The sequence below is a fragment of the Bacteroides sp. CAG:189 genome (assembly GCF_000432295.1).
GTDB classification, from domain to species: domain Bacteria; phylum Bacteroidota; class Bacteroidia; order Bacteroidales; family Bacteroidaceae; genus Bacteroides; species Bacteroides salyersiae.
In genome coordinates this window covers 3455-24119 of sequence record NZ_HF991118.1, presented here as the reverse complement: position 1 = coordinate 24119, position 20665 = coordinate 3455, and the positions used below count along the sequence as shown (strand labels likewise).

19 protein-coding genes are annotated in these 20665 nt (G+C 34.8%); all 19 read right to left on the bottom strand.

Annotated elements, in window-relative coordinates:
- Positions 1 to 378 precede the first annotated feature (378 nt).
- Positions 379 to 1809, bottom strand: a complete 1431-nt coding sequence (locus QVP90_RS16400) for a DUF4407 domain-containing protein (protein WP_021937030.1) — start codon at positions 1807 to 1809, stop codon at positions 379 to 381.
- Complete coding sequence (locus tag QVP90_RS16395) at positions 1799 to 2305, bottom strand: hypothetical protein (RefSeq protein ID WP_007480729.1); 507 nt, start codon at positions 2303 to 2305, stop codon at positions 1799 to 1801. The genes QVP90_RS16400 and QVP90_RS16395 overlap by 11 nt, the downstream gene beginning before the upstream one ends.
- Positions 2305 to 3342 carry a zinc ribbon domain-containing protein gene (locus tag QVP90_RS16390; RefSeq protein WP_005932485.1) on the bottom strand — a complete coding sequence of 346 codons (1038 nt, stop codon included), beginning with the start codon at positions 3340 to 3342 and terminating at the stop codon, positions 2305 to 2307. The genes QVP90_RS16395 and QVP90_RS16390 overlap by 1 nt, the downstream gene beginning before the upstream one ends.
- Positions 3343 to 3349: 7 nt before the next feature.
- Positions 3350 to 4786: a BACON domain-containing protein gene (locus QVP90_RS16385; protein WP_005932487.1), complete on the bottom strand. Its 1437-nt coding sequence runs from the start codon at positions 4784 to 4786 to the stop codon at positions 3350 to 3352.
- Between the two features lies 1 nt (position 4787).
- Positions 4788 to 6209, bottom strand: coding sequence for a zinc ribbon domain-containing protein (locus tag QVP90_RS16380; protein ID WP_021937029.1), 1422 nt, complete (start codon positions 6207 to 6209; stop codon positions 4788 to 4790).
- 6 nt (positions 6210 to 6215) lie between these two features.
- Positions 6216 to 7007 carry an OmpA family protein gene (locus QVP90_RS16375; RefSeq protein WP_021937028.1) on the bottom strand — a complete coding sequence of 264 codons (792 nt, stop codon included), beginning with the start codon at positions 7005 to 7007 and terminating at the stop codon, positions 6216 to 6218.
- The gene (locus tag QVP90_RS16370; protein ID WP_021937027.1) at positions 7004 to 7780 is read right to left on the bottom strand and encodes a zinc ribbon domain-containing protein; all 777 of its coding nucleotides are present in this window, start codon (positions 7778 to 7780) and stop codon (positions 7004 to 7006) included. Before QVP90_RS16370 ends, QVP90_RS16375 begins: the two co-directional genes overlap by 4 nt.
- A gap of 147 nt (positions 7781 to 7927) precedes the next feature.
- Positions 7928 to 9310 carry an A1S_2505 family phage non-structural protein gene (locus QVP90_RS19925; protein ID WP_007480719.1) on the bottom strand — a complete coding sequence of 461 codons (1383 nt, stop codon included), beginning with the start codon at positions 9308 to 9310 and terminating at the stop codon, positions 7928 to 7930.
- Positions 9291 to 10805 carry a hypothetical protein gene (locus QVP90_RS16355; protein ID WP_007480717.1) on the bottom strand — a complete coding sequence of 505 codons (1515 nt, stop codon included), beginning with the start codon at positions 10803 to 10805 and terminating at the stop codon, positions 9291 to 9293. Before QVP90_RS16355 ends, QVP90_RS19925 begins: the two co-directional genes overlap by 20 nt.
- Before the next feature lie 2 nt (positions 10806 to 10807).
- On the bottom strand, positions 10808 to 11839 hold the full coding sequence (locus tag QVP90_RS16350; RefSeq protein ID WP_007480715.1) for a protein kinase domain-containing protein: 1032 nt from the start codon (positions 11837 to 11839) through the stop codon (positions 10808 to 10810).
- Positions 11836 to 13041, bottom strand: a complete 1206-nt coding sequence (locus QVP90_RS16345) for a protein kinase family protein (protein WP_007480713.1) — start codon at positions 13039 to 13041, stop codon at positions 11836 to 11838. The genes QVP90_RS16350 and QVP90_RS16345 overlap by 4 nt, the downstream gene beginning before the upstream one ends.
- Positions 13042 to 13060: 19 nt before the next feature.
- Positions 13061 to 14515: a hypothetical protein gene (locus QVP90_RS16340; protein WP_264380868.1), complete on the bottom strand. Its 1455-nt coding sequence runs from the start codon at positions 14513 to 14515 to the stop codon at positions 13061 to 13063.
- A gap of 52 nt (positions 14516 to 14567) precedes the next feature.
- On the bottom strand, positions 14568 to 15341 hold the full coding sequence (locus QVP90_RS16335) for a vWA domain-containing protein (RefSeq protein WP_007480710.1): 774 nt from the start codon (positions 15339 to 15341) through the stop codon (positions 14568 to 14570).
- An 11-nt stretch (positions 15342 to 15352) separates the two neighbouring features.
- Positions 15353 to 16168, bottom strand: a complete 816-nt coding sequence (locus tag QVP90_RS16330) for a vWA domain-containing protein (RefSeq protein WP_007480708.1) — start codon at positions 16166 to 16168, stop codon at positions 15353 to 15355.
- Between the two features lie 14 nt (positions 16169 to 16182).
- Positions 16183 to 17088 carry a M48 family metallopeptidase gene (locus tag QVP90_RS16325; RefSeq protein ID WP_021937025.1) on the bottom strand — a complete coding sequence of 302 codons (906 nt, stop codon included), beginning with the start codon at positions 17086 to 17088 and terminating at the stop codon, positions 16183 to 16185.
- Between the two features lie 4 nt (positions 17089 to 17092).
- Positions 17093 to 17881, bottom strand: coding sequence for a M48 family metallopeptidase (locus tag QVP90_RS16320; protein ID WP_021937024.1), 789 nt, complete (start codon positions 17879 to 17881; stop codon positions 17093 to 17095).
- Between the two features lie 3 nt (positions 17882 to 17884).
- Positions 17885 to 18232, bottom strand: a complete 348-nt coding sequence (locus QVP90_RS16315) for a hypothetical protein (RefSeq protein WP_021937023.1) — start codon at positions 18230 to 18232, stop codon at positions 17885 to 17887.
- A complete protein-coding gene (locus QVP90_RS16310) occupies positions 18219 to 18878 on the bottom strand; it encodes an RNA polymerase sigma factor (protein WP_021937022.1) in 660 nt (219 codons plus the stop codon). Before QVP90_RS16310 ends, QVP90_RS16315 begins: the two co-directional genes overlap by 14 nt.
- Before the next feature lie 12 nt (positions 18879 to 18890).
- Positions 18891 to 19475, bottom strand: coding sequence for a UpxY family transcription antiterminator (locus QVP90_RS16305; RefSeq protein ID WP_005932524.1), 585 nt, complete (start codon positions 19473 to 19475; stop codon positions 18891 to 18893).
- Between the last annotated feature and the right edge of the window lie 1190 nt (positions 19476 to 20665).

Below are 20665 nucleotides of genomic sequence, written 5' to 3'. Positions count from 1 at the left end.
AAGACTTACAATGCTCACAATAGTGCAAATCTAATGTCCTAAAATCTGCTTTTTGTTTATTAGAGCGCGATTCACCAGACCAAAAATGGTCAACACCATTTATAATCGAACCGCAAATAGCAAGACCAAGTCCCTCTTTTGATTTCAAATCCTTGAACTTTGACCAAGGACGAAGTTCCCGCAAACACTTTTTACATTTGTGTGGCATATTATCTATTTATTTTTTGAATATCATATATAGTATTGTTCTGCCAATTTTGCGTTCCATACCATTCTTGGTTATAGGTACGCTTGTTTGACGGCTAATTTTCTGTTTAAGTTTGGTTATCCCCAATGCTCGTTTCCACGAGAATGAGGCTCTTGGTATTTTTATTTTGTTCATACTTCTTCAGTTTCAGGTGTAATCGGTTTCACCTTTGACATCTCACTATCTTTCCATTTGGCAATGGTAGCATCAGCAACCTCAATTTGAGCGTTCTTAACTTTTTCAAGAATATCACTCTTCAATTCGAGTTCTATCTGATGCTGTTTTTGAAGTTGTTCTTCACGTGTTTTCAACTCAATATCATGCATGTTACGAATGCGTTCCATATACTCATCAGATTCAAGGTATGCCATCACCTGTTTTTCTTCTGCTTGAATCATTCTATCATAAGAGCCGACAGGTGTAACAATCTTTACTACGGTAGGAAGAATTTCAATAATAAAAAACAGCAGGCGAATCATCCACAAGAAGAATAACTCAGTAGGCAAATTTCCATTCGCATCTCTTTTCCAAACTGCATATTCGAGAATACGATAGTTCTGTATGAAGTGATTTCCTTTATTTGATGTCTGCCGAAAATCCTGAATAATCTTTCCTCTCTCAGTAGCCAAAGAATCACGTGTATCCCGATTATGAGCCAAACGTTCAGATTCCCTTACATAGTCCGTGGTATTTTGAGCAATCTGTCCCTCTGCAATAGAGCGTTCCCCTTCAAGTTCTTTAATCCTTTTATTGATTTTATCATTCCATGCTTTCTTCTCATTTTCCATTGTGCGCCAATGTGGGCGTCTTAAATCTTTTAGACGAGTTATTTCACTAGTATATATAGCAGAGTCTATAGCGTTCTTTGCATTCGCCAGATTCCTTTGTGTGGCATTGATCTGATTATTATAATTGTTGTACTGGTTCTGGGCAGTTGTAAACGTATTTGTTGTTGGTTTATTCAATTTGTTTCGCTCTGCCTGAATCTGTGCATTCAATGAACTGACATTGCCCCTTAAACCTATATTTAGGCTATCCAGTCTGCTCATCGTCGAAGTAGACAAATCAATCTCGCCACTCAAAACTCCTTCTTCTCTATGAGCACGTGTACTTTCTGATAGTTCCTTAGCCGAACTTTCATCAAAAAAGAATTTTTGTTCTGCGATGAAATCCTCGAAAATAACCAACTCTAATGGAATCGATACCATAAAAGCAATGATGCATGCCAATGCAGAACGAGAGAGCAGGGGTACCCAGAACTTCTGTTTCTTGGCTGATGGATCTTTCTTTAATGTAATGACAAGACTCCGGTCGATACAGAAAATCAACAAAGACCATATTAAACCAAACAGCATTGCCCAGCCTAAACTTCCGGAAGATTCGTCGCCGCTCTGTGTAAAATACCACGCTGCAGATGTTCCCGCACAAAAAGCAATAAACGCAGTCATCAGAATTGTCGCACCAATGGCAGAAAACTTTTTATGGTCTGTTCTGCATTTTTCAAGAATATCCAATTCTGCTCCGGCAACAGTCCACAGAAATCTTTGAAATTTATTTCCCATATATCTCTTCCTTTTTATTTATACACAAGTATGTAGTATAACTTTTCTTATATAATTGTATCGTTAATGTCCAATATATCAGACTTACCAATATGCCAAAAGCCAAAGGCAAAATCATATTTTCAATTGACCAATAAATGTCAATTGCTTTCTTACCGTAGTTGGATAAGAGTGTCCAATCTAAATTTAGATAGATATATAGCATTGCAGGCAATAGCCCAATTAAAAGACATAGAAATGCTCCAATCCATTTTATGATTACAAGATGGTCTCTATAATCAATAAAATGTTTAATTGACGTATAAAGCAGCCATACAGATCCTACGCTCATTATCAAACCAATCGAAACAAATAATCTTATTGTCCAACTAGGTGCTATTATCGCAAGAATGGCATTTATACCTATGATAGCAAATAAAACGATGCTCAAAATCACCGTTGCATTGTGCAACAAGGCTTTGTACTCATTCGTAATATACTTATCAGCACTATTCATTATAGTTTTATCTTTAGGGATAAAATATTCTTCAATCTATTCCAAAGTCCCTTTTCAAACATCTTTTTTGTAATACCCTGTTCCGTTGGGGAGAGCATCCATCTATCCAAATCAGTCTCTTTAATAGATGTTATGAGTGGGGTTAAATCTATTTCGCAGTTTGGAATTTGCAATCTTGATAAACTGTCTGATACTTTGACATCAAGTTTCGGAAGTGAGCGTACTCCAACGCTTAACATTTGCTCCTTAATTGATATCGCATTGCTTGCTACCAAACGATATGTTATGGCCCTATTGGGGAATACTTTGATGGAAGTTTGTTGGGTAACATCAATATCATTAGGATAGAGCATTATATTATCTGCATTTGCAACGTTCCATCTTAACTCCACGGGTTGGGACTCTAAGGTGTGTGGCATATCTGACGAGAAATCATTGATAGCAACCTCTCTTAATACTCTAATTGTTATCTCCTTAGAAATTGATATTTGTTCATCAACTGCAAATACAATAAGAGTATATGTTGTATCTTTTGTAGGAGTTACTTCTAATTCGGTAAATATTGATACATCTATCTCATCGACATCAGACTTAAGCAAAATCTTTTTAGCATAATCCACACTCCAAGATAGTCTTGTCGTTTTGCCCGCCTTTATATTAGAGTGAGAAGAAGAAAAACGACGGATGCTTGGAGATGAGTATGGTACAACCTTCACTGATTGTTTTACCAAATCATAATCGTTATATACAATTAGGTAAAGTTCTAATGCCTTCTCAACAACCAGCTCTACATCTTTATACAATGTTACATCTTTGCCAGCCAGTTCAATCTTGGTATAATTTTCGGCATCCCACTCAATGTAGATTTTACTACCTATAACATATTGTAGTTCCTTAATCCGAAAATATTTGATCTCAGGCTTAAGAGATAAACCATTCTTAGTCGCCTCTGAAAACTCGTATCGACATTTGCGACAAAAGTTTGCAGCTATCGGATTTTCGGCATTACATTCGGGACATTTTTTCATTTCGCTCATAATGCCTTTAGTTATTGGTTAGAGTAAAGGAATAATATTGAGATTCTGCGACAGAAATTGCCGATGATGTAGAATATTCCCATATTTTACAATAGAATTTCAAATTGTGCTTACCAGTCCCAACTTCCAACTCATTATATGGCATGAATATTTCGACATCTGTATACGAACTGCTATCATAGTTAGGTTTTATTGTTTTGTGAGTTGCCGCTTGATTATCTGATGTAGCATAACTTCCATTAGTATCTTTGACCCTATTGCCATTCTCATAGTAGAAATATACGGCACAAGAACCATCTATACCCTTCATGTTTTGCACCGAGAAGTCTACAAGAATTTTCATTCCCTTCACACCATTTTTAAATACATTATGCTCAACTGTTACATCCTTAATTTGGCCTGTGATTTTTTGAGCAACCTGAATAAGATTGATTTTGACTTCCATTCCTTCAGATTTGACCTTAAACCAATCTGTACGCTCTGTTCGTTTAGGGTTCTCTTCATATGAAATAGTAAATGACTCCGTGCCTTGAGTAATAACCCTGAACCAAGATGACAAAGAGTTAATTTCGTAACTATCCGCATCTGTATTTACTTGATAAGTGATTTGTCCTGATGAAGCACTGAGGTTGCTATCAACAACTTTCTTATCATTAACCAATAATCGTTGAGGTTTATATACTGCTTGATCCAAGCACATTGTCACCTCGTCATTCCTGGTTTTGATACGAATGTTTGCAGTTCTATTGCTCTGTCTATTTTTAGTTGCCTTAATTATAAAATACGAGTCATTCTTTTCTAATGTGCACCATTTAGGCAAATCCAAGACTTCATATTCTGATGCATTTGTCTTGACATCATACATAAGAGAGGCTCCATGAGTTGGAATATTAACTGTTCGTCCCTCGTTGGAACCATTTATCAATAGATATGACTTATACCCGAAGATATTAGACAAGAATCTTTCTCCACTATAGTTGCGGTCCTCCAATCGATATGCATAATGGAGAGAAAAGGCTGAAATTATTATGAATACTATAAGGAGAATAATAGTAACTACATTTGTTGCTGATGTTACCGTTCTTTCTACGACCTTATCCTTGTAGATGGTTTGAGAATCATATACAACATTGACTTCTTTAACATCGAATGATGTAGTATTATCTACACGCAATAATATCATTTGGCTATCTTTTACAGTCGCGATAAACCTATTTTGTCCTGTTACATCTCGCCCATTAATAGTTACCTTATCCGCGTTTATTGCATTCCATTCAACAAGGAACTTTCCATTAGATTGTTTCTTTATAGCAAAGTTTTCAATATGACACATATGACTTTTCCCGGGCTTGGTATGCTCGGGAAACCGTGTACCACATTTTCTGCAATAACTTGCAGATTCTGGATTGGACGTTTTACATGAAGGACATTCCTTTGATGTCATGTTACTTTAAACTTGATGCAATAGTTTCACAATCCCAGAAGCCATAATTACACTTACGGCAGAAATTGGCATCTATTGGATTTTCCGCACTGCAATTAGGGCATTCTTTAGTGCCATTCTTATCGTTAATCTTGACCTTTTTATGAACTCGCCTCCATTGAGTTAACTCATAACGGAGCTGCTGATTCTTTTTAACAATCTCATCCAATGTTTTAAGTACCTCGGTCAATTTTTCACTATTCTGTTCTGAAGCAGACACACTGTCTTCAGAATGTTTAATGTGCTCCTGCAAAACAGGGATAAGCTTATTCAACTGCTCAACCATTGCTTCATAGTCACCGATAGACTTATTGACTGCCGATACAAGGTTATTTATATCAGCACTCAACGTTGCTGATACCCTTTCCATTGAATTGGATTGTGACTTAAGGCTGCTTTCAAGTAAAGTAATAATTCTTTGTATTTCAGATTGTGTCGTATTAAGAGTGTCTGAGCAATTCTGGCTTGTAGCAGCAGCCAACCTACTTTCAAAAGTACAAACTCTTTCAAGAAGTTGGTTAGTAAATGCATCATTACCCTCCAGTAATTGGTTATACTTCTCAATAATTGCTTTCCGTAATACTTCTATCATTTCAATTTTCATCTCATCTACGCTCTCTGGAACGTTATTCAGAAATGATTTTATATCATTAGCAACTTCATCAAGTTTCTCTTTCTCTGTTTTTAAATATGCTTGCACTGATTCAGAGTGAGAGAGCAATAACGTATTTATACGTCTGTTTATCTCCTCGTTCGTTTCTGCTAACACCTGTGTGACATTATGTACATACTCATCGGATAATATTTTTACCTGCTCTTTGTTTGATTCATATATCCTACTATAAAATGCGTCTAATTGGTGTATATAGTTGTTCAAAAACGATTTTATATTCGCTTCTTGATTTTGGGAAACCTTTATCAACTGTAACAATGATACTTTTATATCGTTCAAAACCAGTTCGGGAGATTTCTCATTGCCTACTGTTCTTCGATAAAACTCATCCTCTTCCTTTTCCTCATATGCGTAGATAATCTTTATAGCGACAGAACAAACTACCGCACCAATAATACCTATTATAGATGTGGTAAATGCTGGTATTATATTTTTCACTAAAGTATCGACATCACTCAGTGAGCTTGTGCCGCTGCTATCCAAGCTGACCACAATCGCAATAAAGGTTCCTAATATACCCAACGATGTCCACACGTTAGGCACATAGTTAAGCAGTTGTTTTGACCTTAACTTTGTAAAATACAATGCAAAGAAAACTGCTGTGATTGATAGTCCTGTTAATGTAACTATAAGATTCAACTCATCATTGATGGTAGAGATGTTTTCTGTTACTGAGTTTGACACTTCTTGTATGTTAATAGTTTCATCCATAGGTCATTACTTTGAGATTATTCTAAATTCAATTCTTCGTGACATTGGGTCTAAAGAGACATCATATATATTATTCTTCTGTACTCGATCTGAGAATGAGTAACCAACACTAATCACTTGCTTCTGGACAAACTCTTTTTGTTCGGAGCTTAAGTTGCAGTTATTAAATATATAACTATATACAAGGTTTGCACGTCCCGATGATAATTCGAGGTTTCGTATGTATCCGTAATCCGTTCCTCTCTCTCCATCCCATAAGGGGTCAGTATGTCCCTCAATGCGTAGCTCTATGTTTTTCCTGTTCTGTTCTTTCCATATTGTCATTGTCCTGGAAATTAAAGATGAACCAATATGTCGCAGATAATTCTTCAATTCTTTTTGCATTATTGGTTCGTTTCTTTGAACGAACAAATCTTTTCTGATATCCCTATTGGTCAATATGATACTACCCCTAATTGTATCAAAAGTGACTTTGACATACTCATCATATACAAATACATCGTGGTATCGTCGGATTAGATTCTTCAAGTTGTTTTGTTTCAGGGAATCTATAATATCCGCCTGTTGTTCCAAATCTAAACTTGCACGTTCGAGCGAAGCCAAAGCTTCTTCGTACAAATCTTGTTTTACAACAGCTTCCTGTTGTGCTTTTTCTGCCTCAGCAACCTTGTCGTTATAATGATTGTAAAGAATAGCACTCAATATAATGAATACAACAAGGAAACCAGACATTAGGTCTGTATAACTCATCCAAAAGTTATGCTCTTCTCCAAAATCTTTCTTAAAAAGTTTCTTCATCGCAATTTATTTCCTTTTACATCATAGTGATGCTCCGTTCCTTGTGTAGTTGCCGATGTTACTGAGTTCGCAAACTGAGAAATAGAATCATACGACACCGGAATAATTACTCTACGATAAGTAAGACTATATAATCCTTTCTTGCTGCCTTTACTTATCAATAAATACTGATTATCAAATTTCTCAATGTTTGAATAAGTAGAAGACAAAAGTACCTTTTTCTTATTCCGGTCAAACAAACCCATCCGAGATTTGCAAGCAATTCTTACTATCTCATCATTGATAAATCCATCCTCAATATAGTCTGCATTAAGTTTATATCGGAACTTCTTTATCCACCACTTTACAATAAAGAGTGCACATAAACCTACTATTGCTAAGCATCCTAACTCAACGATATATTGATAGTATATAAAGACTTCTTCGTAAAACCAGTGGTCTATCTCATATAAGATTGTCCCTGTCAGTCCCGTTACTGTAGCAAACCACAATGCCACAAACGACAGGCAAAGAAATAAAACAAATCTGTTCACAAAACGAATCTTTACAACCGAAACAGGCTGAAATGATATATCCCTAAAAGTGTCAAGAGTAAACGCTTCAGTACTTGTATCAGTAGATTTTGTAAATACTTTAAATACTCTACTGATAGCAGAATTTATCATTTGCTTATATCTATTTGCAGGTGTAAATGCAGTTCCACATTTTCTACAGAACTTAGCATTAGCAGGATTCTCAGCACGGCACCTTGAATTAGGACATTGTATATTCATTTTATTTTAATATATTACCTTTTAAATCTATATATGTTACTTCTGAACCCTTATGACAAATAAAGTATCCATCTACTTTTTTCGATACGGCCATACTCGCATTTAATGATTCTATTTGTATGCACTTCATCACCATACAAATAATTTTCAATACCCAACAAATCTGTGGGTATATGACAAAAATTGAACTGTTGCATCGAAATATGTATGGGATAATTTCTTATCCTCATCATATGAATCATTTTCATAACGATTCATTGAATCCCATGTTATGTCACATAACATCCAATTGCCGCCACAAAATGCAGCCGTAAAGATATGATTACTACGATTCTGATTTAATGCCTCGTCATCATTACATTCTCCAACAGCCCAACAACATATTCCCATTGCAGGAATGCCAATAGAACGTAATAATGCAACAGATAAATCAGTATATCCTTGGCATACGCATCTTCTGTTTCGTAATGCTGTAATAGCTGTTTTTTCTAAAGGGGTATTTTTATAACTACCATCATTTAATGAGTCATAATCATAGAAGATGTTTTTAGCAATCCAATCGTGAACAGATAGTATTTTATTGTACTCGGAGTTATCATACCTTGTAATACTATTAGCTAGATCTCTAAATTCTATTAGAGCGCCAGGAACGACTGCCGTCAACATCGTTTGTTTCTTCAAAAATGTAGAATCTACAGGAATTGAATTATAAAATGTTATGTTATGATTATAGAAATCTGCATTACGTATTATAAATGTGTTTTGTGTATAATCTATTGGTAAGGACAACTGCCGATAATAACCACTAAGAGTTTCTTTTTGGAAATATAGATCGATGTATGTATAGTGATTCTTGGACATACATGGCATAGGAATTATATATTGACATTCACCATTGATATATTTCTGGTCAATTATATCCCCACTCGCATTTTTAAATATTATACACAAAGATGTATGTGCATTCGCAAACCCTGAGGTGACAATTAGAAGTCCTTCATGTATCCTTATGTCTATTGAAAGGCTGGAGTAATTTGAGGTTTTTACAACTGAAGTTTGAATATTTGTCGATAATGTCTTTATTTGTTGTGGAACATTGTCCCTGTATTTGTTCAGTCTATTTTGCTTTTCTATTACTTCCCAGAATGATTGAGGTAAGAAAACATTTGCAAATTCTGTAGCATCTATAAAGAACGGTGCTATTTCTTTTGCTGTGTAACCTGCAATTCCGCAACCAATAGGTGTTACAAAAAAACGTTTATTTTGATTGTTCTTAACAAATAGTAGGAATGCATGAACAAATACTTCTATAGACTTCAAACTTCCTTGCATAGTGGGAATGGCGTAAGATTGTCCTTGTTTCCCAAAGCCAACACCAATTTTAGCTCCAAACTTTTCTAATGCAATCTTAGCCGCACCACTGCAATGTTTGCCTTGCAGATTACTTCCAAAGACAAATATTTCTTCTTGTCTTAGTGATGTTATATAGTCAGGAGTTGTGCGCATCATTTTACATTTGGAATCCTCCATCGCCAGTTGGCTTACCAACCACTATGGTTTGTTGTATATGCACTTCTTGAGAGGCCAATGGTTCACCTAATATTTGAGAGAATAAGTGATCCATGTCTAAAATTGTCAATTCACCATTGATGTCATATGAAGTCCTAGCTTTCTTAACTAAATCTCGGAGTGAATCCAATTCTGATTGTAGAATTTGCATCTGTGCAGTTGCTTGATTTAAATCACTATTCAGCCTTGCAATTTCTTCATCTTTTTTAGTAGAAAGGGAAGGTGTAGATTTATGTGCTTTTATGATACTCTCAAGTCTTTTGTTTTCATTCTTGAGCCTTAAAACTTCCTGCCTTGATGCTTGGAGCTCATTATCTAGCTTCCTCTTTTCTGTTCCTAATGTTAAATTTGATGAGCGTAATCTACTACACTCTGACTCTGAATTACTTAAATCAGTTCTTAGTTTATTTGTTAAATTCTTTAGAGATTGAATCTCTGAGTTCAATCTCGTAATTTCTGCACTTTTTTCTGCGATTTCCGTTCTACATGATGCTAAATCTGAAGTCAATCCGGTTATTTGCTTTTCTTTACCACGAAGAGCTAGTTCCGATTTTGACTTAGCACTTCTAATTTCTTCAAGTTCATTTCTCTGACTATTAAATTCAGATATCAAACTATCCTTCATAAGAGAATCAAACTTAACCGTAAAATTATGTTGTACCTCTAAATTATTGCCAGTGATATCGATAAATTCAACAGCTATAAATGTTGTATCATCGTCTTTGAGTTTTGTTGGATTCGCATCGTTGCGAGCATTATCAACCCATATATCAAATGCATCATGCGTTGATATTGCCATCAATTCTTTCAAAATTTTCTCAATATTATCCGATGAATCGCGGCGTTCTACAATCCAATCTGACAAAGCATCTGTTGCCATAAACAATATACCATTTCGATAAGGTAGTATACTAGACATAACCTTCCCATGATTACATTCGTTAGAATCAATATACTCTGGATTATTATTGAAAACCATATCACCGCTTTCTGGCATCATTGAGGAATACGCCTTTAATTCTTTTGTTCCGTAATCAAAGAAGAAAAGTACACTATCGCCTATTGTTTGAAAACTAATTCCTTCTTTGACTAGTTTGACTCCAATAAATGTAGCGGCACCAATATTTATCGCATTTTTCTTCATGTCAAGAACAAATTGTTCTTGTGGAGTCGCATTTTTGTAAGCAAGATTTTCTGCCTCAGCCCACTTTGAGCTCAATCCTAATAAAGGATTGATAGTTAAGTTGCTTTCTGAATCTTTGACAAAAAACACATCAGGATTGTTTATATAAGCTTCTGTTAATATGCGTGACCACAATTCAGGTCTGTAAGCTTGACTAACACCATCTGATACAGCAAAGCTCAGATTTTCTAAATTGTAATTAAAGCTATCTTGACATTCTAAAAGAATATCACCTGCATGCTGTTTAATATGAGATGTGAATTTTATTTTCATAATTATATGCGTTTTGTTCCACAATTAGTACAATAATTATCACCTATAGTAAAAAGCGAGCCGCAATTAATGCAGTACCCACCAACGCTATAGATATTCCAATTAAGCCCAACTCTTTCTATAATTTCTTCTATTGGACTTAAAGATTCAATATCTGCACAATCTAATGCAATTAGGATTTCTTTAAGCAATAGTTTTAATATTCTACTTTTGCTAATTCCTCTTTTAAATACCATAGAGTTTTTAAAATCGCGATAATCCTTTGCATTGAATAATAGAGAATAATCATCGTTCATTAAAGATAGGTCATCCCATACATTAATGTCCTCGCTAATATATATCAGCGATGTGATGATTATCAATTCGGAAAAATAATCGTTTTTTTCTGTTGCATAGGCAGATGAAGAGCGAGAAGGATGCTGGTATCCAGAAAGTCCTGAAGTTACTTGAGTGATTTTATCACCCATTGTTGGAACAAAAAGAGAATCATAATCAATCAGTTTAATCCTTTTTGAATCCATAACTAATATATTACCATGTTGCAAATCTCCATGTGAAATATGAACTTTATGTAAATCAGAGAAAAGCGCAAGGAATGATTTTGCTAATTCTATTATCTCACTAGTCTTTGTTTGGCTATCGACATTAGAATGAACTAGATTGTCAATATAATCCTTTAAGGTATGACCATCCCCCCAATCCATCAGGACTGCATCTAACTTAATCCCTGTATCAAACCTTATTGCATTGTTAATATATTCATAATCAATAAAGTAATCAAGCTGAGTGTTTTGAGATAAATAACTTGATATCTGAGATGTTCGCTTCTTTATTTCTGGAATCTCCTTATGCCATATTCTTAATGCCTTCTTATCCCTACCATTTGTAAACGGAAAAACAATACTAAAACCTCCAGGATATTGTTCAGGTCCCAAAAGACCTGGGATTGGACTATATCCATTAAGCCGACTCACCAAGATGTTTCTTGGGTCAGATATTGTATTTTTTATCTCTTCTATTGATGGCAACATCATTGATTGCGATATTTATCCTTCCTGCTATCAGCATCTGTCTTATTGACATTAACAATAGGACGAGGTCCAGTTGTTCCACTGTATCTTGACTTAGCGTTTACTCCCAACTCTTTGAGTAAATCTTTCAAAGAATCTCCATCAATAGTAGTTGGAGTAGTATCTTGTTCTCCATAAATTGATTTCTTTTTTGATTTAGCAGTACCAGGGATTGGTCTTAATAAAGACAAGTTAGTTGTATTAAGATAATCCACAAGTATAATCAGCAAGGTTTTCAGTTCCGATATAATCTTCAGTTCTTCGGGGTCTGATGATGTAACACAAACTAGCTGCTGAAATAAAGGACAAGTTACAGAACCCAAATCATTTTCTAAACATTTACCTAGCCCCTTTGTATCGTTTACGATACATTCAAAATCCTTTTCTGTAAATAAGAAACTGAAATTATCAATCTCTTCCTCATCATCAGGCCATAATTCTGGTTTTAATGACAGTGCTAAAAGTCCTGAATAGATAATTAATTCTGAAAAATAGTCATCGCATGCACTTGCTTCTGTACATGATCCCTTACGGCTAGGGTGTTGGTAACCAGTTAATCCGCTTGTAATTTGTGTCTCTCCGCTAATTGTTGGAACGAACACAGAGTCATAATCGACTAGTTTAATTGATAAATCATCTTTAATAACAACATTTCCATGCTGCAAATCCCCATGCGATATACCTGCTTGGTGTAAGTCTTTAAACATCGTTTTGAAGTTCATTGCAAGTTCTCGCATTTTCCTTTTAAATTCTAGAGTTGAATCGTTCTCTTTGGTGTTAGTAATAAAATCATGCAGATTATCACCCTCTACCCAATCCATTCGTACTGTATCAACTGTTTGTACACCATCTTCTTCTTCAACAGTCAATCCCCCTTGCACATAGTCAAATTCTACGAAGTAAGGTAAATTCAGAGATTTCAGATATGTCGCTATTTTATTTGTACGATCTCTAATGCCTGGAATCTCTTTGTGCCATACTCTAAAAGCATATTTATGTCCATTGGAATTTTCCAATGGGAAAACGACGCCAAATCCACCTGGGTAAAACATGGGACCCAAAAGTCCAGGAATAGGTTCATAACCATTTAATTTAGAATCATGTATATTGGTTGCATAATATTTCTCTATACTAGTCTTTATTGACTCGATTGTTGGTAATGGCATAATATTTTGATTTTAATTATTATTTCATATCACTAAACGATTTCCAATTTAAGCGCGAATTTATAGCGTTTTTATAATTCTTTTTCTTGGTTTCAATGTCATACGGGATTACAGTTCCATCATTGCTACATTTACCAATAAATAACTCAATAAGCATTCTTTGATGAGCCTCTCTGAGGTAAGTTATATTTCCGTTTGTTAAATTTGTTAATATAATTTCCTCACCTGAACTATTTAATATTCGGTACTGTCCTTTAGTAGAACTTTGGAACATCATTAATATAGCTTTTTTTAAGTAGCATTGGTCCTCTTCTTTATAAAGCCTAACAAATTCTGAATAGACATTTAAGGTGTCATACAATTGCTTGTTAAGTTCTATTAAATTATCCGCTTTAGCTTTCTCCATCATCTTACGAACTTCATCAAAAGACAATGTACTTTTGTTTAAATTATTATGATATATTTCAAAGTTGTCTTGCAGTGGTACATCAGCGACTAAAGTATCTCGATCAGTTGTCTCAGTTAAAGATGTCTGAGGATTAACATTATCATTACCTATTCGCTTTTCTGAAACGCAACCACGTATAATCCATATTAAACAGATTAGCAAAAATATAATAGTCATACATATAAATATTGCTTTCTTATTTCGCTTAATCTCATAAAGCAATTTTGTGGAATCTAGTGATGACAATATGTTATATTTTTCTGCATTTTGCTGAATTATAACTAAATCTGCAGTGCCTCTATTAAATGAAACTTTATTATATGATTGCTGAGACTGAATTTTTCTTAGCAATTTATTGTATTCTTCGTTGTCTTTTAATGACAGCAACAAGTTTATCACTTGGGACTGATCTGATCTGTAATTATTTATAAGCCAATTAGCTAAATCTCTGCCCATTATAAAACAGATACAATCTTTTAATGATTTTTCACCAGTGACTGGACTGCCAATAAATGTTAAATCATTATACAAACAATGACAAAGTTGGGATAAATCTAACTTGCCATTATGGTCAATCATAGAGCAATACGCATGTAGTTGCTTGTTTTGTTTATTATATATAAACAAGAAACTATCACCAAGCATATTATACTTTATTTTATTTTTCTCAATTTTGATGGAAATAAACGAAGAACCTGATTTATGATTCTTTTCATATTGGTTGTCTAAAATAAAAAGTTTTTCAGACGAAAGCGTACCCTTAAATTTTGAGAGTTCACTATTAAATCTAGAGCAGGCGACATCAAGAAAAGACAAATCCAACCAAGATTTTCTAATGAAGTTAGTAGGGTTCTTTTTAAATTCATCACATAATAATGTGGCCCAGACATTGGGCGTGTACGTGTTTTGAACCCCTGTTACAAATAGGAGACTCTCATTATTTACAATTTGCGTACGGCATCTAACTTGTAATGGGTCAGACTGAATTGGGTCTGGGCTGAAATGTTGTATTGAATATGCCATCATCTTAAGTTTGATATGTGGAGCGTCAGCAAGTATGACACTCCACAACTATTTATTATCTTGGCGTCATCGCCATAGAAGAAACACTAGAACCAAATTCGATAAATCTTACAAGAGTATCACCGTTTGCATTTGCAATAAAGCCTTTTGCTCCTCGTGAAACACCTTCAAAACCCTTTGAATGTGCAACACGAATGAATTGGTCATTCATCTCGCTAGAAATATTGAACAAGAAGGCCGCTTCATCGCTTCCACCAGTCTGAGATATTGATCTTGGGAATCTTATTTCGCGTCCATCTTCGTCCATATGAATATTAAATAATATAACATTGCCATCTGGAGTTGTCATATTCATAATTTCATGTGCAGATGCAGTAGCATCATCTTCATCGTTTGGCATTCCATCAGTAATGTTAATGACTATTGGAGCTGGGATATCAGTTCCTGCAGCACTTCTATCATTTAGCCATTTTTCAAGGCAATCTTTTGCCTTATCAAAACCTTCAGCCATAGGTGTACCACCATATGAGTCAGGTTCAATAATTAGAGAACCGGATACCTTGCACTGTTGTAGATCTGCAACATAGTCAGTTGCCCAACCTTCTTTGAGAATGCAAACATCATGTTCATTACCATAGCCAATAATAGTAATATATACACGATTCTTGACTTTAGTTCCGTTGATACAATTGTTAATGATTTCCTCTATCGCTTGGTGAACAGCTTCTGCGGCCTTTACTTCGTTGGAACCACACATAGATCCGGATTGGTCTATGAGGAAGATTATATGTCCAGGACTCTTCTGTCCCCATTGTATTGAATAAGACATAGTATTATATTTTAATGATTAGTCATACCAGAACCAGAACCAAAACTTATTAGAGTTGTTATAGTGGCACCCTTAGCATTTACTGCCATACATTTAGAGCCAGCACAAACTCCTTCGATACCTCTTACTTTTGCAGCGTCTGCCATTTCATCCGACATGTCAGATGAAAGGTCATAAAGTAATTCACCTTCAGGGCAACCACTCAATACATTCTTGTCGCCAGGGAAAACAATCTCAACACCTTCATCAGAAATATGAAGATTAAATAATGTAACATTACCATCAGAACCAGACAAAGATAAAAGTTCCTTAGCAGAAGTAACTGCGCGATCTTTTGCTGTTGTAGAACCATCATATGGCTCTCCGTCAGTAATGTTTATAATTACAGGAGCAGGGATTCCTAAATAAGAACCATCATCAACTTTCTCCTGGCATGCCTCCAACCATCCTTCAAGGCACTCTTTTGCTAAGTCAAAAGCCTCTGCCATTGGTGTCCAACCACAAGCTTCTGCAGGTATGAAGGTTCCACCACTAGATTTAATTGTTTGTAGCTCAGGAATTAAATTCTTCGCCCAATCTTCTTTAATTGTAGTAACTGTAGGTGAAGGTTCTCCACCATATCCGATAATGGTAAGGAAGAATCTGTTTTTAACATTTGTACCTGAGATGCATCCATTAACGCAGTCAATAACAGCAGACTGAACTGCCTCAACTACTTTTTCTGCTCGTGTCTTACCATTAGCATCTTTCACATTCATTGAAGTTGATTGGTCAATAAGAAAGACCAAATGACCAGGAGTTTTCTGGCCCCATTGTAATCTTGCCATAATTTAATTAGAAGTTATTGGTTTAAATATTTATTTTTGCGATTTTCTTTATCTTCTCGATATGTTATAACATTTAGAGTATCTTCTGTTAGCCGTTTTTGGGATTCTCCTATGTTAAATTTATAGAATTCATCACTATTTATCCAGTTAAGTAACTCTGCAGCTCTCATTACTGTCCATGGATGCGATGCATCAATAATAGATATGAATTTAATGACCTTACTCATTGCGTCATAATCAAGTTGTTTAAATTCTGTTGCTTGTTGGATGAATGTTTGGTAATTCATATTATTAAACTCCTTAATTGGCAATCCTGCCATCTTCATGAATGCACGAATAGCGGCATCTTTATTTTGGCAACAAAGTAAACCAGCTCTGTCTGCTGTAAACTCAGACATTCTATCCCAGTAATAAAGTGCATATTGCAATGGTGCGGCAGCAATATTACCAAATGGGATGGAATCAATTGCCATATTAACGACTTGCGCCATCATATGGTAGAGCATGTGATTGCTCTTGATATGTCCACATTCATGACCTATAATGAACATTATTTCATCATCATCACAAAGGTCTATCAATCCAGAATTCAATACGACTATCGGATTTTCAGCCCCTACTGTAAACGCATTGATGCCGTATCCCCATTGGATGTATAAATCCGGCACTTTTGGCAAATCCAATATTTGACAAGCATACTGAAGATATTCATATATCTTAGGGTAGTTTTCCTTAGTGACCTTAAGATTACTACCAGTGTATTGCACTGTGTATATTTTCTCAATAGTATGCTTCGTGATGAAATTACCAACAATACTTAGACCAGGTGTATTTTCCAAAGCTCTCAATGCTTTTTGGTCAAATGGATGTTCATATTGTGAATGATCCAAGCCCTTTAGTATTTTTTTATTCTTTATCATACTATTATTGTTGAAGTGAAATAAATTGTTCTAATTGGTTAAGTCTATTATTATACATTGGGTGTATATTGCTCAACTCAAAATATCTTGCGATTTGATCTGTCTCTTTAATATTTGTGTTACATAACCTTGTGAATAAAGATTTAATGTGCAATATACTTTTTACACATATCAACCCAGCTCTGTCCGCAGTATATTCTGCACATCTATACCATTGATTAAGTGGAACATCTATCAAATCAGATACGATAGGCCCCAAAATCTCAGATTTGTTATTTAGATTATCTAATAATCCTTTAATAGTATGACACATTAGGTTCTTCTGAAGAATGTGCCCCAGTTCGTGACCTATCATAAATTTCAGTTCCCCATCAGGCAAACTAATCACTGCTTTACGACTTATAAGAATGATTGGAGCATTGTCGGTTCCTACGCTCAATGCATTTATGCCCTTGAGCTGATTAGTAATATATACTTCCGGAATGTCCTCAACATTCAAAGATTTATAGCAACTTTGAAGGACATCATATAAGTGTGGATAATTACTTCTGCTGACTAATTGCCCTGTTGATTTTATTTTTTTAATTTGCTCTTTACAGTATTTATCGGCAAATAATTGAAGTGTTTTACGAACCAATCCATTTGAAAGGATTGCATCCATATAATTATCGCAGGGATATGCATATGGAAGAGACATTTCTTTCTTTTGTGAAAGAAATTTTGAGGATTTCACAGATTCTACAATCTGTTCGGCCTTACTCTTTAACTTTGTATATCCTTCGGTTAAGGGCATATCTTACAATAAATCATCTAATTCAGTACTCATTCTACTTAACCTATCATATAATTCGCTTGCCTTGGCTTTCTGTGACTTATTTTTAGGTATGAATAATTTGTTTTGCTCAGGGGCAAATGCCGCTGCTGAATACGCAATTTCTGAGAATGATGATTCATTCATCGGAATGCAATTATCTGAAATTTCTAATTGTTCACCTAAATAATCAACTGTGTCATTGTCCATCAAGCATAGAATATGCTCATACGTTTCCGGGTGTTCGCACAAATATCTTCGAACGAAATTACGCTCTTCAGCGGTTACAGTTCCTTCTACATAACAGGCAATCAGTTCATCACTTATTTTCATACCAGTCTTTTTTAATCTGTTCTACAATAGCTTTGACTTCCTTGAGTGCCCTTGCCTTATTCATATCTACATAGTGAGCATCAGGAACGACTATCTTGCCGTCATAGAAGGTTACTTTATTCTCTTTCTTTCTTTTTGCAACCATCATTTCAGCAATCTCTTTGTGATTATATCCTTCAAGTTCTTTGATAAGTATGAAGCGATAGTCATCATTCTCTAATCGGTTGATGGCCTCCATGAGCATTACCAATTTCTGATTACCAGCTTCCGGTTCAGGTTCTGGCAACGGTTTATCTCCGCCATTTACCACAATAGAGCCATCTTTTCCCCCTAAACCTATCAATTCATCTTTCTTTTCCAGGAATAAATGCGATGCAACAGAGCAGAACCAAGTTCTGAACTTGCATTTCCACTGGAAGGATTTCAATGGTTGCCAGTCACCTCTTTTGCCTTTGAATTGTATGTATAGACAATTAATCAAATCTTCAAGATATGCCAACGAATCGTAATATCTCCACGCATAAAACTTCAAGTCACTCTCGTATCTGTCGTATAGCAGATAGAGCATAGCTTCTTCGTTTCCTGCAATAATGAGGTCAACAATTTCCTTGTCAGTCATGTCTTTGTATGATTTATATAAAATCATTTCAAATATTCTTTATTTAGCAGTTAAACAGTGCTTAGCAATTTTCACACAAGCATATCCTAATCCATCAATTAAAACTCCAACGATAGAATGTTTGTCGTCTGCCTCACTTACCACTCCTTCAAGACCTTTCAAAGAACCAGATGCTACATAAACTTTATCGCCAGCATGCAAGTCACTGATAATTGTGACTTCTGTTTCTGCATTTTCAAGCATAAATTTTAATCTGTCTATTTGATAGTCTGGGATAGAAGTAGCAAATTTTCGTTTGTCTTCATCACTGCCAGGTAAAGCTAAGAGTCTGAAGATATACGATTGATTGCGTAACCATTCTTCTTCGTTTACAGTTGCACGAACAAACACGACCATTGGCATAATAAGACGATTGACTTTTTTCTTTCGATCGCTCCATTGATGTATTTCTTGTTGTGTAGGGATATACGTTTCATAACCAGCCTTGCCCAATTGAGTAGCTGTTTTCTTCTCACAATTCATCTGAACAAGAACAGCAATCCAACGTTTTGGGTGCGCTTCGCGGTCGTTTGTCCCATTGGCAAACGATTTTTCTGTCTCGTGGTATACATCTTGGACACCCATATTATTGTCATCTATTCTTCGTTGAAGTGTTCAATAAATTCTTAAAAAAGTCAATAACAAAACACTTGTCATCATTTTGAATCCGACTTTACTGATCCAATCAAAACACAAAAAAGCGCAGACCCAATTGTCATCCGCCTCCAGGTATCGCCAAACACCCACTGCACAAATGAACAATTTTGTCTACGCTTCGTTATATTATAAGAAGAGTCATAGTTACCTCTCATTCTCAGAAAATAAAAGGTAAGAATAGATACAAGTTATAATAATACGAGCTAAACAACCGTTGACTTATTTCTTGTGCAGTCTCATTAAATTTGGCGATTTTAGAGACAAGAATTAGCTTACGTTCGTTAACTAATATTTTTACTTCAAACAAATTCCTTCGAACTTGTCTATGTTCGCAAAATTAGATAAAAAAAAGAATTATACAAACAAAATTCTCATTATATCTAAAAAAATAAAAAAGCAGCATGAAAATTATCTTTCATTATTCATGCAGATGAAAATTCATGCTGCCTAAAAATTGTCCATGTGCAGTACTCTTCAATTTGGCGATTTTAGAGACAAGAACAATTAATTTATTACCATTCGAAAATCAGACACAAGTATTAAAACGTTGTAAAAGTATAATAAAAATAAAACATAACAAAACACGATAAAAGTAAAATAGACTTAAACAGTCAAAAAGTGTGCTCAAACACATCATATTAGTGTATATTCTGCAATAATTATAAAAAGAATATTCTTCAAACAAATGAATAAAATAAGAACAAGATCGCATTAGTATCAGGTTTCGATAATTGATAAAATATCAACTAACTCTATATTCAATCAACGAGAAAAAACGGTAGAAAGAATATACATGATATATGATTTAAGTCATATAATACTATAAATCAACCATTTCATAGGATCTATACCCTACATACAAAACATTAACTTTAACTGTACGTTAAAATTAATGTTTTGTCTTCAAGAAATGCATCTTTTAACTCCTTAAAATATAATTCTTGCCACAAAGAATAGAATAATAGAAAACGGGAATTAACAATGTTAAATGGGAAACACACAAATTCTCTGTAATGACTCTCCGTTTTATTCTTTTTCATCCTGAGTTTATTCTTATTTTTGCATTCAAATTGAAAAAACATGAGTTCGATCAAACCACGTATCCACAAACTTCTCGA

Bases quoted from the DNA above. Each gene is read 5' to 3' on its own strand.
- QVP90_RS16400 (WP_021937030.1), bottom strand. From the start codon at position 1,809: ATGGGAAATAAATTTCAAAGATTTCTGTGGACTGTTGCCGGAGCAGAA.
- QVP90_RS16395 (WP_007480729.1), bottom strand. From the start codon at position 2,305: ATGAATAGTGCTGATAAGTATATTACGAATGAGTACAAAGCCTTGTTG.
- QVP90_RS16390 (WP_005932485.1), bottom strand. From the start codon at position 3,342: ATGAGCGAAATGAAAAAATGTCCCGAATGTAATGCCGAAAATCCGATA.
- QVP90_RS16385 (WP_005932487.1), bottom strand. From the start codon at position 4,786: ATGACATCAAAGGAATGTCCTTCATGTAAAACGTCCAATCCAGAATCT.
- QVP90_RS16380 (WP_021937029.1), bottom strand. From the start codon at position 6,209: ATGGATGAAACTATTAACATACAAGAAGTGTCAAACTCAGTAACAGAA.
- QVP90_RS16375 (WP_021937028.1), bottom strand. From the start codon at position 7,007: ATGAAGAAACTTTTTAAGAAAGATTTTGGAGAAGAGCATAACTTTTGG.
- QVP90_RS16370 (WP_021937027.1), bottom strand. From the start codon at position 7,780: ATGAATATACAATGTCCTAATTCAAGGTGCCGTGCTGAGAATCCTGCT.
- QVP90_RS19925 (WP_007480719.1), bottom strand. From the start codon at position 9,310: ATGGAGGATTCCAAATGTAAAATGATGCGCACAACTCCTGACTATATA.
- QVP90_RS16355 (WP_007480717.1), bottom strand. From the start codon at position 10,805: ATGAAAATAAAATTCACATCTCATATTAAACAGCATGCAGGTGATATT.
- QVP90_RS16350 (WP_007480715.1), bottom strand. From the start codon at position 11,839: ATGATGTTGCCATCAATAGAAGAGATAAAAAATACAATATCTGACCCA.
- QVP90_RS16345 (WP_007480713.1), bottom strand. From the start codon at position 13,041: ATGCCATTACCAACAATCGAGTCAATAAAGACTAGTATAGAGAAATAT.
- QVP90_RS16340 (WP_264380868.1), bottom strand. From the start codon at position 14,515: ATGATGGCATATTCAATACAACATTTCAGCCCAGACCCAATTCAGTCT.
- QVP90_RS16335 (WP_007480710.1), bottom strand. From the start codon at position 15,341: ATGTCTTATTCAATACAATGGGGACAGAAGAGTCCTGGACATATAATC.
- QVP90_RS16330 (WP_007480708.1), bottom strand. From the start codon at position 16,168: ATGGCAAGATTACAATGGGGCCAGAAAACTCCTGGTCATTTGGTCTTT.
- QVP90_RS16325 (WP_021937025.1), bottom strand. From the start codon at position 17,088: ATGATAAAGAATAAAAAAATACTAAAGGGCTTGGATCATTCACAATAT.
- QVP90_RS16320 (WP_021937024.1), bottom strand. From the start codon at position 17,881: ATGCCCTTAACCGAAGGATATACAAAGTTAAAGAGTAAGGCCGAACAG.
- QVP90_RS16315 (WP_021937023.1), bottom strand. From the start codon at position 18,232: ATGAAAATAAGTGATGAACTGATTGCCTGTTATGTAGAAGGAACTGTA.
- QVP90_RS16310 (WP_021937022.1), bottom strand. From the start codon at position 18,878: ATGATTTTATATAAATCATACAAAGACATGACTGACAAGGAAATTGTT.
- QVP90_RS16305 (WP_005932524.1), bottom strand. From the start codon at position 19,475: ATGGGTGTCCAAGATGTATACCACGAGACAGAAAAATCGTTTGCCAAT.